The organism is Mesorhizobium sp. M1027, assembly GCF_040318745.1.
Classification (GTDB): domain Bacteria; phylum Pseudomonadota; class Alphaproteobacteria; order Rhizobiales; family Rhizobiaceae; genus Mesorhizobium.
On record NZ_JAMYMW010000012.1, the window covers coordinates 94,984 to 107,799 of the forward strand.

11 protein-coding genes are annotated in these 12,816 nt (G+C 62.8%); 3 read left to right on the plus strand and 8 right to left on the minus strand.

Annotated elements, in window-relative coordinates; translation table 11 throughout:
* Nucleotides 1–28 precede the first annotated feature (28 nt).
* From NKH50_RS22425 to NKH50_RS22440, 4 genes are all read right to left on the minus strand, one after another.
* On the minus strand, nucleotides 29–1,318 hold the full coding sequence (locus NKH50_RS22425) for an O-antigen ligase family protein (RefSeq protein WP_352881050.1): 1,290 nt from the start codon (nucleotides 1,316–1,318) through the stop codon (nucleotides 29–31).
* Nucleotides 1,315–2,850, minus strand: a complete 1,536-nt coding sequence (locus NKH50_RS22430; RefSeq protein ID WP_352477292.1) for an undecaprenyl-phosphate glucose phosphotransferase — start codon at nucleotides 2,848–2,850, stop codon at nucleotides 1,315–1,317. Before NKH50_RS22430 ends, NKH50_RS22425 begins: the two co-directional genes overlap by 4 nt.
* 115 nt (nucleotides 2,851–2,965) lie before the next feature.
* Entirely contained in the window at nucleotides 2,966–4,090 is a 1,125-nt protein-coding gene (locus NKH50_RS22435; protein WP_352477293.1) for a glycosyltransferase family 4 protein, read from the minus strand.
* Nucleotides 4,091–4,102: 12 nt separating this feature from the next.
* Nucleotides 4,103–4,666: a polysaccharide biosynthesis/export family protein gene (locus NKH50_RS22440; RefSeq protein ID WP_352689375.1), complete on the minus strand. Its 564-nt coding sequence runs from the start codon at nucleotides 4,664–4,666 to the stop codon at nucleotides 4,103–4,105.
* 255 nt (nucleotides 4,667–4,921) lie between these two features.
* On the opposite strand from NKH50_RS22440, the gene NKH50_RS22445 reads away from it, so the two are divergent.
* Complete coding sequence (locus tag NKH50_RS22445) at nucleotides 4,922–7,171, plus strand: GumC family protein (protein ID WP_352881053.1); 2,250 nt, start codon at nucleotides 4,922–4,924, stop codon at nucleotides 7,169–7,171.
* 21 nt (nucleotides 7,172–7,192) lie between these two features.
* Here NKH50_RS22445 and NKH50_RS22450 read toward each other — a convergent pair whose 3' ends face one another.
* The gene (locus tag NKH50_RS22450; RefSeq protein ID WP_352881055.1) at nucleotides 7,193–8,422 is read right to left on the minus strand and encodes a GNAT family N-acetyltransferase; all 1,230 of its coding nucleotides are present in this window, start codon (nucleotides 8,420–8,422) and stop codon (nucleotides 7,193–7,195) included.
* Nucleotides 8,423–8,511: 89 nt separating this feature from the next.
* Between NKH50_RS22450 and NKH50_RS22455 the strand changes: the two genes are divergently transcribed.
* Nucleotides 8,512–9,570 carry a polysaccharide deacetylase family protein gene (locus tag NKH50_RS22455; RefSeq protein WP_352881057.1) on the plus strand — a complete coding sequence of 353 codons (1,059 nt, stop codon included), beginning with the start codon at nucleotides 8,512–8,514 and terminating at the stop codon, nucleotides 9,568–9,570.
* On the opposite strand, the gene NKH50_RS22460 is transcribed toward NKH50_RS22455, so the two are convergent.
* Nucleotides 9,567–9,794, minus strand: a complete 228-nt coding sequence (locus NKH50_RS22460; RefSeq protein ID WP_352650010.1) for a DUF2842 domain-containing protein — start codon at nucleotides 9,792–9,794, stop codon at nucleotides 9,567–9,569. The genes NKH50_RS22455 and NKH50_RS22460 overlap by 4 nt on opposite strands.
* A 151-nt stretch (nucleotides 9,795–9,945) precedes the next feature.
* Between NKH50_RS22460 and NKH50_RS22465 the strand changes: the two genes are divergently transcribed.
* Nucleotides 9,946–11,040, plus strand: coding sequence for a COX15/CtaA family protein (locus NKH50_RS22465; RefSeq protein WP_352650011.1), 1,095 nt, complete (start codon nucleotides 9,946–9,948; stop codon nucleotides 11,038–11,040).
* Here the strand turns inward: NKH50_RS22465 and NKH50_RS22470 are convergent.
* Both NKH50_RS22470 and argC read right to left on the minus strand, forming a co-directional pair.
* Nucleotides 11,030–11,869, minus strand: coding sequence for an aminoglycoside phosphotransferase family protein (locus tag NKH50_RS22470; protein ID WP_352881060.1), 840 nt, complete (start codon nucleotides 11,867–11,869; stop codon nucleotides 11,030–11,032). The two genes, NKH50_RS22465 and NKH50_RS22470, sit on opposite strands and share 11 nt — an antisense overlap.
* Nucleotides 11,870–12,796 carry an N-acetyl-gamma-glutamyl-phosphate reductase gene (argC, locus tag NKH50_RS22475; RefSeq protein ID WP_352881062.1) on the minus strand — a complete coding sequence of 309 codons (927 nt, stop codon included), beginning with the start codon at nucleotides 12,794–12,796 and terminating at the stop codon, nucleotides 11,870–11,872.
* Between the last annotated feature and the right edge of the window lie 20 nt (nucleotides 12,797–12,816).

Consider the following 12,816-nt stretch of genomic DNA (forward strand, 5'->3'; position numbering starts at 1 on the left):
GCGATGTATCGTGATAGACCGGCTCCGGTCAACCGAATTCGGTTGCTGTCCTGCCTGAAGCAACAGCAACGGGCATTGCCGGTCGCTGCGCCGCCCGCAGTTGCCACTGGTGGCGGTATTCGAGCGCGATGGCACCCCAAATCAAGCCAAGCAGCAGGTAGACATGGCGCCAGTGGTCGATGTCGATGAAGGTGCCGAGCCCGATATTGCCGATGAAGGCGACGTAGGCGCATAGAAGATAAGGCTGCCACGGCCGGTCGCGCAGCAGAATGCGGAAGCCGGCGGCGATCGTCCAGCACGTCAGCGTCAGGAACGACACGAAGCCGAGCCAGCCGTAATCCATCAGCATCTTCAGCCAGATGTCGTGCGTGTCCTCGCCGAACATCTTGCCGAAGACGAGCGGGCCGATGCCGAACGGATGCTCCAGTGCCATCTGAAAGCCGATCGTATAGCGGGCGAAGCGGCCGAGCCGGGCGGTGTCGTAGCTTTGTTCGAGCTGTGCGCGGTTCGAGAACATCTCGGCGACGCCTGGCAGTTGCAGGATGACGATTATTGCGATGACCAGCAGTCCGACGGCGGCGATGGTCATGACGACGACGCGCAGCTTGAACTTGCCGCTGGCGCTCTGCAGGAACAAGGCACCGGTCAGCAGGATCGCCGAAACGGCGAACATGCCCCAGGCGCCGCGCGAAAAGGAAAAGAAGATGCCGGCGGTGATTATCAGCAACGGCACCGCCAATAGCGGCATGCGTGCGACCGAGCCGGTAAGCAGCAGGTAGAGCAGGTAGATGCCGGGCAGCACCAGGAACGGACCGAACACGTTCGGGTCCTGGAAGGCGCCGGCGGCACGGTCGTATTTGGTGAAGATCTCCGCTCCAGGAAAGGCATGGAAATAGCCGGCTATGCCGACCAGCGAAGTCAGCACTGCCGACGCCACATAGGCGACGAAGATCACCCGGTAGAGACTGGGCTGGACGGCCGTTACCGAAGCGAAAAAAACCGCGGTTAAGGCCAGGAACAGCGAGACGGCGAGATAGAGCGGCGTGCCGGCGAGGTCCGACATCTGCGTCATCGAGATCATGCCGCCGATGTTCATGATCAACAGCAGCACCAGAAGCGGCACCCCCGCGCGCTGTATGCGCATTCCGAACAAGGGCCACACCATGATCAGCCCGATCATATAGACGTCGTACGGCGCCGGCTCGGCAATGACGAAGCCGGACAGGAAGACGCCGAGGAAAACCGCCCCTGACGCAATCAGTGCGATCAGCTTGGCGTTGACCGCCGCCGCCGGCAATTCATAGGTGGTCGCGCTCAATATGCGTTTTCCGTGTTGAGCAGGCGGATCGGCGTCAGGAACAGGATTTTGAGGTCGAACAGGAGCGACCAGTTCTCGATGTAATAGAGGTCGTATTCCGTCCGCATGCGAATCTTCTCGTTGGTGTCCATCTCGCCGCGCCAGCCATTGATCTGCGCCCAGCCGGTCACACCGGGCTTGACCTTGTGACGGGCGAAATAGCCGTCGACCACCTCATTGTAGAGGAGGTTGTGCGACTGCGCGGCAATGGCGTGCGGGCGCGGACCCACCAGCGACAGCGACCCGAACAGCGAATTGAAGAACTGTGGCAATTCGTCGATCGAGGTCTTGCGGATGAAGCGGCCGACGCGGGTGACCCGCGGATCGTTCTTTGTCACGGTCTGCTTCGCCGTCGGGTCCGCCTTGTCGGTGTACATCGACCGGAACTTATAGACCTCGATGATCTCGTTGTTGAAGCCGTGCCGCTTCTGGTGGAAAAGCACCGGCCCCTTGCTGTCGAGTTTGATCGCGATTGCGGTCGCCAGCATCACCGGCGAGAACACGATGATGCCGATGATCGAAAAGACGATGTCGAAGGCGCGCTTGGCGACCGAATCCCAGTCGTTGATCGGCTTGTCGAAGATATCGAGCATCGGCACCGAGCCGATGTAGGAATAGGCGCGCGGCCTGAACTGCAGCGCGTTCGAATGCGCCGACAACCGGATGTCGACCGGTAGCACCCATAGCTTCTTCAATAACTGCAGCACGCGCGATTCGGCGGTCAGCGGCAGTGATACGATCAGCATGTCGATGCGCGCGATGCGGGCAAATTCGATGAGTTCGGAAATTGTGCCGAGCTTAGGATAACCGGCGACAACCGGCGGCGACCGCTTATCGCCGCGGTCGTCGAAGATGCCGCAGATGCGGATGTCGTTGTAGGGCTGCCTTTCGACCGAGCGAATCAGTACCTCCGCCGCCTTGCCGCCACCGACGATGACGGCGCGGCGCTCCATCCGCCCATCGCGCGCCCAGCGCCGGATCAGCTTCGACATCACCAGGCGGAGACCCAGGATCAGCACGAAGCCAACAACAAACCACGTGCCGAAGAGCAGGCGCGAATAGTCTTCCGACATTTTCATGGTGAAGGCGGTGAGCGCCATCAAGGCGAACGTTCCGGCCCAGACCAGCAGGAGCCGGCCAAAATTGGCGATCGGCCGCATTAGCGCGACGATCTGGTAGCAGTCGGTGACGTCGAGCAGAACGACCGCGAGGAACGAGGTGGCGGCGATCGTCAGGGAGTATTGCCAGGCAAGATAGTTGAAAAAGCCGACGTAGTAGAAATAGACGGCAAGACCTGACACCAACAGCAGCGCGAATTCCACCATGCGCAGCACGCCGCTCACCATGATCGGCGACATCGTATCGCGCCGGTATTGCGAGGCGACCTGGCGGGCGACGTCGTTCATGCCGCCGGCCGTGTTGTTCTCGGCAGGGGCGTTGAATTTGCGCACCGCGTCTAGCGAAAAACGGCGCGCGGGGTCGATTTCGTTCATGGGGTGTCCGCAGGTTTCCCTCAGGTGAATAGCAAAAGAGAGCTAAGAAACCCTTGAAACAACAGATGGCTTTGGAGACGCTTTCACCAGGTGCAGCCCGGTGGAACCCGTTGCCCTATTTTTTTTGCGCGGCGAAATAAGCCTTTTCGATTTCAGCGGCCATTACATCGGCGCCGAATCGTGCCTTGAGGTCGGCGATGCCGGGCATCAGGCCCTTGTAGGCGTCGAGATCGGCCAATGCGGCGCTTATCTTGTCGCCAAGTTCGCGCGGGTCGGGCCGGATCAGGGCAGGCGAGCTGGTGTCGAAGATTTCCGGTATGCCGCCGACCGACGTCGCGATGATCGGCTTGCCGGCGGCGAGCGCTTCCAGAACGATATAGGGCATGGCTTCCGCGCGCGAGGGAACGACGACCAGCTTGGCCAGCGTGAAGGCTAGCCTGGCCGGCATCGGCGCCAGGAAGCCGACGTCCAGGCCACGCTGACTCACCTGGGCGCGATAGCGCGGCAGGTCGTCGCCGTCGCCGACCATCAGCGCCTTCAATGGGTGGCCGAGCCGTGTTGCGGCTAGCCCCAGCGCATCGATGAAGATGTCCGGGCCTTTGAGGTCTCGCATCATGCCGATATAGAGGAGGTCAACCGCATCGTGCTCGGTCCGCACCGGCTCGAACTCGGCGGCGCGCAGGCCGTTGTGGACGAGAGCGTTCGGAATGGGCGGCTCGCCGACCTTCCTGCGATAAGTCCGTCGCTCATAGTCGGAAACAAACAGCAGGCAATCGGTGAAGCGAGCCATGAAGCGCTCGAGCGCGAAGAACAGCTTCCCCATGGCGGTGGTCTCGTCATAGTGAAGCGAGCCGCCATGCGGCGAATAAAGGCGGGCTACGCGAGACCTGGATACCCGCAACAACGAGCCGAACAGACGGGCATAGGCGCCACCTTTGGCGCCATGCCCGTGCAGCACGTCCGGCCGCAATTCTTTTATGATCCTATAGGTGCGCCGGGCCGAGGCGAGATCGCCTGGCCCGACATGCCGCTGCATCGGCGTGCGGTGAATGCCGAGCGCCAGGCTGCCCTTCATCTGTTCGAACAGCCGTTCCTCGAAATCGCCGCCCGTCGTCGAATCGCAGACGATGCCGACGGCATGGCCGGCGGCGACCTGAGCCTCGGTCAGGTCGCGCACATGCCGGAAGATGCCTCCGACCGGTGAGCGAAAGCAGTGGACGATCCTGAGTGTGTCCGCCACTTGGTCAGCACATCAAAACAGGCGTTCGCGAACATAGACTGTATCGCCGGGCAGTAGCGGGTCGGAGGTCACCACGCGTCCGGTTATCACCTTGCCGTTGATGTCGCGGGTAATGTCGACGCTCTCCTGGTTGGCGCGTGGCGTGAACCCGCCGGCGATGGCGACGGCCTTCTGCACGGTCAGGCCCGGAACATAGGAATACTGGCCCGCCGCACCCACTTCACCCATGACGAAGATCGGTCGGTAGCGATCGATTTCGACAGAAACGTCAGGATCCCGCAAATAGCCCTGGCGCAGTTTCTCGGCGATCTCGCCCTCGAGCTGCTGGGCGGTGTGGCCGCGCGCCGGCACGTTGCCGACGAGCGGCAGCGAGAGATAGCCGGATTGGTCGACACTGTAGGTGTTGGTCAATCCTTCCTGCTCGAACACTGTGACGCGGACGCGGTCGCCGGCGCCGAGGCGATAGGGCTGGTCGAGAACTTCATGGAATGCGGCCGGCGTCGGCCGGTAGCTGGAGCAGCCCGAAAGCATCGATACGGCAAGCAGCGCGCGGAAAAGGGGAGCAATGCTTTTCATGAGCGGACACGTACCTTTGAATAGCCGGCGACTCTGCGGCAAACCTTAACGATCGAGCTCGGTTATCGTCCTGTTAGGGTTAATGGCCGGTAAAGGCGCGCGGCCGGTACGGGCCGGATCGACAAATGCAGATCGTTTTCAGCCTCTTGTTTGCGGCTTGTTAGTAGAGACTAACAGGTTCTTACCGCGATATTAACGGCTGAGTTACCATAGTTGTTTACGGTGCATGCTGACTCAGTACCGGAGCAGGGATGCATGTCCGTTCAATCCGCGGCCGCAGATGTCGACATCGATCTCAGGCAGCTTTTCGCCAGCCTGGCGCGAAACTGGTTGCGCATCCTTGTCGTCGCGCTGGTTGTAACCGGCCTGGCCTTTGCGCTCGCCTGGCTTGCAACGCCCGAATACAAGGCGGCAGCCAAGCTGGAGATCGGGCCTCGAGAATCGGAGTTCACGCGGCCAGCCGGCGCCAACGGCAACGAGCGGTCGATTCCCGACGAAGAGGCTGTGGCCACCGAGGTCCAGATCATCTCGTCCCCCGACATCCTCAAGCAGGTAGCGGCGAAGCTCAACCTCGCAAAATTGCCCGAATTCGACGAGGCGCTGAAGATGTCGGCGCTGAGCCGCGCCCTTGTCCTCGTTGGCTTGAAAAGCGATCCCTTCGAGATCCCTCTGGAAGAGCGCGTGCTGGACGCAATGCATGAGAAGCTCAACGTCTATGGCGTCGAAAAAACCCGTGCGATCGCAATCGAGTTCTCGTCGGAGGATCCACAGCTTGCCGCCGCGATCCCGAACGCGATTGCAAACGCCTATATCGCCTCCAAGGGCAACGCCAAGCTCGAATCGAATTCCGCCGCCACCGACTTTCTGGCGCCGGAAATCGCGGATCTGCAGAATCGGGTGAAGGAGGCGGAAGCCAAGGTTGCCGCATTCCGTGCCCAGTCCGATCTTTTGATGGGCGGCAACAATTCGGTGCTTGCCACCCAGCAGCTGTCCGAATTGTCGAGCGAATTGTCACGGGTGCGCGCCAACCGCGCTTCAGCGGAAGCGACCGCCGACAGCGTGCGCAGGGCGTTGCGCAGTGGCGGCTCACTGGATGCCGTTCCGGAGGTGTTGTCGTCCGAACTGATCCAGCGCCTGCGCGAGCGCCAAGTCGAACTCAAGAACAACATCGCCGACCTTTCCACCACCTTGCTCGACAACCATCCGCGCATCCGGGCGCTGAGGTCGCAACTCGCCGATCTCGACCGCCAGATCCGCAACGAAGCGGAAAAGATCATGAAGGGTCTGATGGCGCAGGCCGAGACGGCGAAGGCGCGCGAGGCTCAACTCGTGGCCGACGTCAACACGCTGAAGGCCGCGTCCGCCCGCGCCGGCGAAGAGCAGGTGGAACTCGATGCGCTGCAGCGCGATGCCGCGACCAAGCGCCAGCAACTCGATCTCTACTCGTCCAGCTATCTCCAGGCGGCCGCACGCAAGGATCGCAACTACCTGCCTGTCGACGCTCGCCTATTTTCGGAGGCCCGGGCGCCGACCGAACCCTATTTCCCCAAGATTGGTCCGATTGTCGGCGCGGCCTTTGTCGGCTCGTTGCTCATCATGGCGATCGTCACGTTGCTGCAGGAACTGTTTTCCGGCCGCGCCATGCGTCCGGCCGCCGGTGCCCATTTCGAACACATCGAGCAGGTTGCGATGCCGGCTGTCCAGGCCGAACGCGCATTGGCCGAGCCCGACCCGCCGGTTGCCCGGTCCGAACCGGCAGTCGCCGAGATGGATGAGACCGACGACGACAGTATCATTGAAACCAAAGTGGAGCCGGAACCCGTCGCGGTGGCGGAAGCGGCTGCCGAGAAAATCGAACCGGAGTACTCTGAAATGGCTGCTGGAGACATTGAACCGGCACGTTCTATCCTCGGCGAGATCGACATCGACAAGGCCGCGGAAAAACTGATCGCCACCGGTGCAGCCCGGGCCATATTCGTGTCACCGGAAGGCGACGAGGCGGCTGCCTCGGCGGTGCTGGTGGCGCGCGCAGTCTCCGACGCCGGGCTACGCGTGCTGCTGCTTGATCTCACCGCTTCGGGTGCTGCCTCGCGGCCGATGCTGGACAGCGGGCTGTTTCCGGGCATCACCGATCTGCTCGCCTCGCAAGCGCAGTTCAGCGATGTGATCCACCCCGATCTTTATTCGGATTGCCACGTGATTCCCGTCGGCACAGCCGATCCGGTCCGTGCCATGCGCGCCGCCGACCGGCTGCCGATCATCATGCAGTCGCTAACCACGGCCTATGATCTGGTTGTGGTCGAATGCGGGCCGGCCGACGCGCAAGGCATCAGCCGCCTGGTGGGCGAGGGCACCGAGGTGCTGCTCTCCATGCTGGAGCCGGACGACCAGGTGACGCAAGCCGCAGTCGCGCTCATCGAGAGCGGCTATCCCGACCTAACGCTGGTCACGCCAATCGGCCATGTGGCGCCGGGGCCAATGCCGGGACGGCGCTCGGCGGCCTGAGGCATTTTTCTCAAATCGAAATCAGCTGTCGTCTTCGCCTGCGGCCGGTGCTGTCTGGCCCACGGCCTTGCGGCGCAGCAGCTTGGTCAGCTTCCAGACCATTGGGCTGTGCTTGATGAATGCTTTCAGGCTTGCGCCGTGCCTGAGCGCAAGCGCCAGCGCGCGACCTTTCAGCGTCAGCGGAACCAGCGCCTCGAAATGTTGCGTTTCGACATCGCACCACAATCGCTTGTAGGGTTCGTCACCGACCGAGAAATCATAGATTTCAAAACCCGCCTCGCAGGCTTCCTGGATGTTCTCGAAGAACAGGAAGTCGCCGGGGCTGGTGTGTGCGAGCTCGTCCTCGGCGATCGCCCCGAATTCGCAGATCAGCCGCTTGCCCGAGCGGCTCGATCCGGTGACCGCACGAAGCTTGCCGGCGACTTCCAGCCCATGCAGCACGAAGGACGGATCTTCCTCTTGGAGCGCGTCAGTAAACAGCGAGCGAAAAAAAACGCGCACCTCGGCCTCACCGAAAACATTGGCGATGCCCATCTTGCGGAAGCGGAATTCCTTCATCTCGAAAAATGCGTCGAGCAGCCTGTTCACCTCGTCCGCAGTCCTCGCCTCGATGCGGCAATGGCTGCCGACGGCCCCGAATTTGCGCGCCTGCGAGCGATGCTTCTTGCGCCTGCGCTTGCCGCTCACGCGGGTGAGCAATGCATCAAACCCTCCTACAAGACCGGCGGCCAGAGACAGATTGGGGCTTGAAAAATGCGGCAGGGCGGAGAGCGGGTTGGCAACGCCGTCGAGATCGGGCAGCAGCCGCTCTAGCGCGACAAGGTCGATATCACGCCGCGCCTTGGCAATCGCAGCCAGCATAGCGCGGATCGCCGCGTTATCGGCATTCGCCAGCCATTGCGGGTCGGCGGCGGCAAAATTGCCGTTGGCATGGCGGCCGCCCATGAACCGGGCGACGCGGAACGCTCCACTGCGAGTGACCTCCAGCGCCAACGAGAAAACCGGCCTGTTGTCGGCGCGCAGCGTCGCAACGACAACGTCGGCGCCGGTATGTGCGGCCCAGTTCAGGATCCAGCCTGCGCTCTGCGCCGGGGCAAAAAGCGCCGAACGGCAGAATTCGGCGTACGCCGCCAGCGCCGCACTATCGGCAACCGAGATCGACAAGCCGGCTTTGCCGGCCGGCAAGGTATACGGCGACGCCTCGCTGCTTGCCAGCCGATTGCCGTCAAATGACGCGGTGGCGTCAACCATACCTCAATCCTTAGGGCGTATTCGTCGCGATTGGGGGTCCGCGCAGGCGCATTCCATGCTTGATGAGCTTAGGCGCAAAAGGTGAATGAATGATCGACGGGGGCGAGGCAATTCGCAAACTGGCGCTCAATCTCGCCCGCTATTCAGGTCTCGCGCCGCTGGCCAAGCCGTTTATCGGCGGCCTTGGCGTCATCCTGATGCTGCATCGGGTCACCGCGGCGCCGGAAAAGCCGAATGGCGTCAACCGACACTTGAACATCGCGCCTGGGTTCCTCGATATCGTGATCGCCGACATGAAGGCGAACGGCTACAGGTTCGTCACGCTGGACGAGGCGATCGAGCGCATCAAGGCCGGCGACAAGGACGGCCAGTTCGCGACGATCACCGCCGACGACGCCTATCGAGACAACATGACCGAGGCGCTGCCGGTGCTGGAGAAGCACGGCGCGCCGATCACCATCTACGTCGCACCGGGACTGATCGACGGCGCTGCCGACCTGTGGTGGGACCTGGTTGAGGATATCGTCAATGCGCGCGATCGCCTGACGCTGACGACGCCGGACGGCCCGGTGACGATCGACTGCTCGAATCGGGGAAAAAAGGTCCAGGCCAATGCGCGCCTGCACGCCTATCTGACGCTGAAGGTGCGCGAGCGGGACCAGCGTGCGGTGTTGCGCGATCTGGCGCGCTCGAACGGCATCGAGTTGGGCGGTCCGCGCCCGAGCACGCTGATGAACTGGGACGAGATCCGCACCATGGCCGGGCACCCGCTGGTGACGATCGGCGCGCATAGCGTCAATCATTGCAATCTGAAGCGGCTTTCCGAGAGCGACGCGCGGCATGAGATCGGCGACGTCAAGCGCATATTGCAGGCCAAACTCGGCGAGGAGCCGCGCCATTTCGCCTATCCCTACGGTCATGCCAGCGCAGTCGGCCGCCGCGAAGTGGGCCTTGTCCGCGATGCCGGCTATGCGTCGGCGGTGACGACCCGCCACGGCGTACTGCGCGCCGAGCATGCCGGGTTCCTGCATGCCCTGCCGCGCATTTCAGTCAACGGCCGCTATCAGAGCATCGCCCACATCCGAACCATGTTGTCGGGCGTGACGACGCCGCTGGCCAATGCCGGCAAGACGGTGGTGACGATTTAGCTGTGGCCTCGGCCCTTCGGCCGCGGCTCCAGGATCAGCCACTTAATGATGCCCATCGCCGGCAGCACCCACAAAAGCCCGCTCAGCAGGAAGAAGATGAAGTGCGCCAGCGGCCCGGACTGCGACAGTTGGGCGACCGCGACGATCGAGGCGACCAGCGCATAGACGACGACCAGCACTACCAGCAGGAAGCTTCCGATCAGCTTTTTCAGGCGAATGGGCATGGCGCGATCTCGTTGATCGCTATCGCTTAGGCCGAACGGCGAATGCGCGCAACCCGCCAGAAACGGCGCGACGGCGTGCCGCGTCGCCCGGCCTTGCAAGCCGGGTTGCGATGGTTCACCAATCCGCGACTTCAACTGCCGGGACAAACCCATGGCTGCTGCCATATCCGACGACGCGCCCTTCGCCGCCCGCGATCGAGACCTTCGCAATCGTGCACTGGTGCGCGGTTGGCTCTATGTCGTGCTGGTCGTGCTGTTTGCGCTGGTGGTGGTCGGCGGCGCTACGAGGCTCACCGATTCTGGCCTGTCGATCACCGAATGGCAGCCGATTCACGGCGTCATCCCGCCGCTCAACGATTCCGAGTGGCAGGAGGAGTTCCTGCGCTACCAGCAGATCCCGCAATATGCCGAACTCAACAAGGGCATGAGCATCGAGGCGTTCAAGTCGATCTTCTGGTGGGAATGGGTGCATCGTATCCTGGCGCGTAGTGTCGGCGTGGTCTTCGCCCTGCCGCTGCTGTTCTTCTGGGTGACGCGCCGCATCGAGCGGGGCCTCGGCACGAGATTGTCGGGCATCCTCCTGCTCGGCGGGCTGCAGGGCGCGATAGGCTGGTGGATGGTGGCATCCGGCCTGGTTGACCGGGTTTCGGTCAGCCAATACCGGCTGGCGACGCATCTGACGCTGGCGGCGCTGATCTTCACGGCGACCATGGTTGTCGCGCGTGGGCTGGCGCCGCACTCGGAACCTGCCGCCGACCGCTCGACGCAACGTCTGGCCGGCTTTCTGGTGCTGCTGGCGCTGGTCCAGATCTATCTCGGCGGGCTGGTCGCGGGGCTTGACGCCGGCTTGAGCTACAACACCTGGCCGCTGATGGACGGCAAGCTGGTCCCTGGCGACCTGCTGCTGCTCGAGCCCGCGTGGCGCAATTTCTTCGAAAATCCGAAGACAGTGCAGTTCGTGCACCGGATCGGCGCCTACACGATCTTCGCGGTCGCGCTCTGGCACATGATTGCGACACGCCGGCGTCTGCCGGGTACGACGCATGCCCGACGCGCGACGCTGCTGTTCCTGATTGTCGTGGTGCAGGCATCGATCGGCATCGGCACCCTGTTGATGCAGGTGCCGCTGCACATGGCCCTGACGCATCAGGCATTCGCGCTGGTTCTGCTGGGCTTCGCCGCCGCGCATTGGCGCGGTACCAAGGGCGCTTACCCGCTGCCCCACGAGATCGCTCTCAGAGGCTGAGCCGCACCCGCCGGATTGCCGCGGCGATCGCCAGCTCGCGGCTTTCGTCGACCGCATTGCGATCTTCATGGTGCCATGCAGCCGACAGGCAGCCATAGGCAACGGCGTGGTCCAGTACGGCAGGCCCCGTCTGGCCGAGCGTGGCGCCAAAGACTTGCGCCATATGGGCGATCCGCCTCGGATCGAGGCAAAGATCATCTCGGTCGAGTGGGTTGTAGAACATGTTGGCGGCGTCGAAACCCGGGTCGCCGAGGACGCCCTTCGGATCGATCGCCAGCCAGCCGCGTGGACCGTGCATGATGTTGTCGTGATGCAGGTCGCCATGCAGCGGCCGTACGTTGTGCGGATTGGACAACAGCCGCTCCGCGATTTCGGCAGCTTCGACATACAGGCTCTTTTCGCCGGCGGCGCGATCGGCCTTCGCCTTTTTGAACAGGCTGGAAAACCGTCTCCGCAACGGCTGAAGGTCCGGCGGGGCGGCGTGCTTCGACGGCGAGACCAGTCTTGTCATCACCTCGGCCGCGATGGCGGTGGCGGCATTGTCGTCCTGATCCGCAATGATCTGTGACAGCGAGATCTCGCCGGCGTATTCGAGCAGCATGCGGTGGCCGTCGCGGCCGAGCAGCCGCACCGCGCCTTTGCCGCGTCGCCAGGCGAGGAAATGCTCGCCACGCAACTCGTCCTCCACATCGTCGAAAGGCTTTAGATCCTTGACGATTGCCGGTGAGCCGTCCTCGCGAACAACTTTCCAGATGCGGCTACTGAACGTTTCGGCAATGAGGTCCGGCGCGCCGACCTTCCAGCGCTTTGGAAATCTCGGCGCATCCATTCAAAGGCCGAGCATCAGATCCATGTTCTGCACAGCGGCGCCAGAGGCGCCCTTGCCGAGATTGTCGTAGACGGCAATCAGCAGCGCCTGCGCCCTGTTATCATTGGCAAAGACATAGAGCTTCATCCGGTTGGTGCCGTTGTAGATCTCCGGATCGATGTCGGGCATGCGTTCCTGATGCAGATACGGCGCCACCTCGACCACGCCGCCATCGATGGAAGCGAAATGATCGGCGATTGCCGCATGAAGCTCGGCGCCGGTCGGCACATGGTCGAGGCCGCCGAGTTGCAGCGGCACCACGGTGATCATGCCTTGCGCGAAATTGCCGACTGCCGGCTGCATGATCGGATCGTGCGAAAGCTTGGCATAGGTCCTGAGCTCAGGCACGTGCTTGTGCTGCAGCGTCAGCCCGTAGGGCAGGAATTCCGGCGCATCCTCGCCCTTGGCGACATAATCCTCGATCATCGGCCGGCCGCCGCCGGAATAGCCGGAAATGCCGTTGACGGTGACCGGAAAATTGGCCGGCAACAGCCCCGCCGCAACCAGCGGCCGCAGCGTCGCGATCGGTCCTTGCGGCCAGCAGCCCGGATTGGCGACGCGCTTCGCCGAAGCGATCTTCTTCGCCTGTTCCTTGTCCATTTCGGCGAAACCATATTCCCAGCCCTCGGCGACGCGATGCGCCGTCGAGGCGTCGATCACCTTGGTGGTGTCATTGGCGATCAGCGAAACGCTTTCCTTAGCGGCCGCGTCCGGTAGGCAGAGGATCGCTACATCGGCGGCATTGAGGAACTCGGCGCGCGCTGCCGTTTCCTTGCGGCGTTCGGCCGGGATGGAGATGATTTCCAGGTCGCCGCGCTCGGCAAGCAGCGCCCTTATCTGCAAACCGGTGGTGCCGTGCTCGCCGTCGATGAAGATTTTCGGTTTCATTGCCTGCCAAAATTCCTGTT

Coding starts and splice junctions, on each gene's coding strand:
- NKH50_RS22430 (WP_352477292.1), bottom strand. CDS start 2,850: ATGAACGAAATCGACCCCGCGCGCCGTTTTTCGCTAGACGCGGTGCGC.
- NKH50_RS22440 (WP_352689375.1), bottom strand. CDS start 4,666: ATGAAAAGCATTGCTCCCCTTTTCCGCGCGCTGCTTGCCGTATCGATG.
- NKH50_RS22445 (WP_352881053.1), top strand. CDS start 4,922: ATGTCCGTTCAATCCGCGGCCGCAGATGTCGACATCGATCTCAGGCAG.
- NKH50_RS22450 (WP_352881055.1), bottom strand. CDS start 8,422: ATGGTTGACGCCACCGCGTCATTTGACGGCAATCGGCTGGCAAGCAGC.
- NKH50_RS22455 (WP_352881057.1), top strand. CDS start 8,512: ATGATCGACGGGGGCGAGGCAATTCGCAAACTGGCGCTCAATCTCGCC.
- NKH50_RS22460 (WP_352650010.1), bottom strand. CDS start 9,794: ATGCCCATTCGCCTGAAAAAGCTGATCGGAAGCTTCCTGCTGGTAGTG.
- NKH50_RS22465 (WP_352650011.1), top strand. CDS start 9,946: ATGGCTGCTGCCATATCCGACGACGCGCCCTTCGCCGCCCGCGATCGA.
- NKH50_RS22470 (WP_352881060.1), bottom strand. CDS start 11,869: ATGGATGCGCCGAGATTTCCAAAGCGCTGGAAGGTCGGCGCGCCGGAC.
- argC (WP_352881062.1), bottom strand. CDS start 12,796: ATGAAACCGAAAATCTTCATCGACGGCGAGCACGGCACCACCGGTTTG.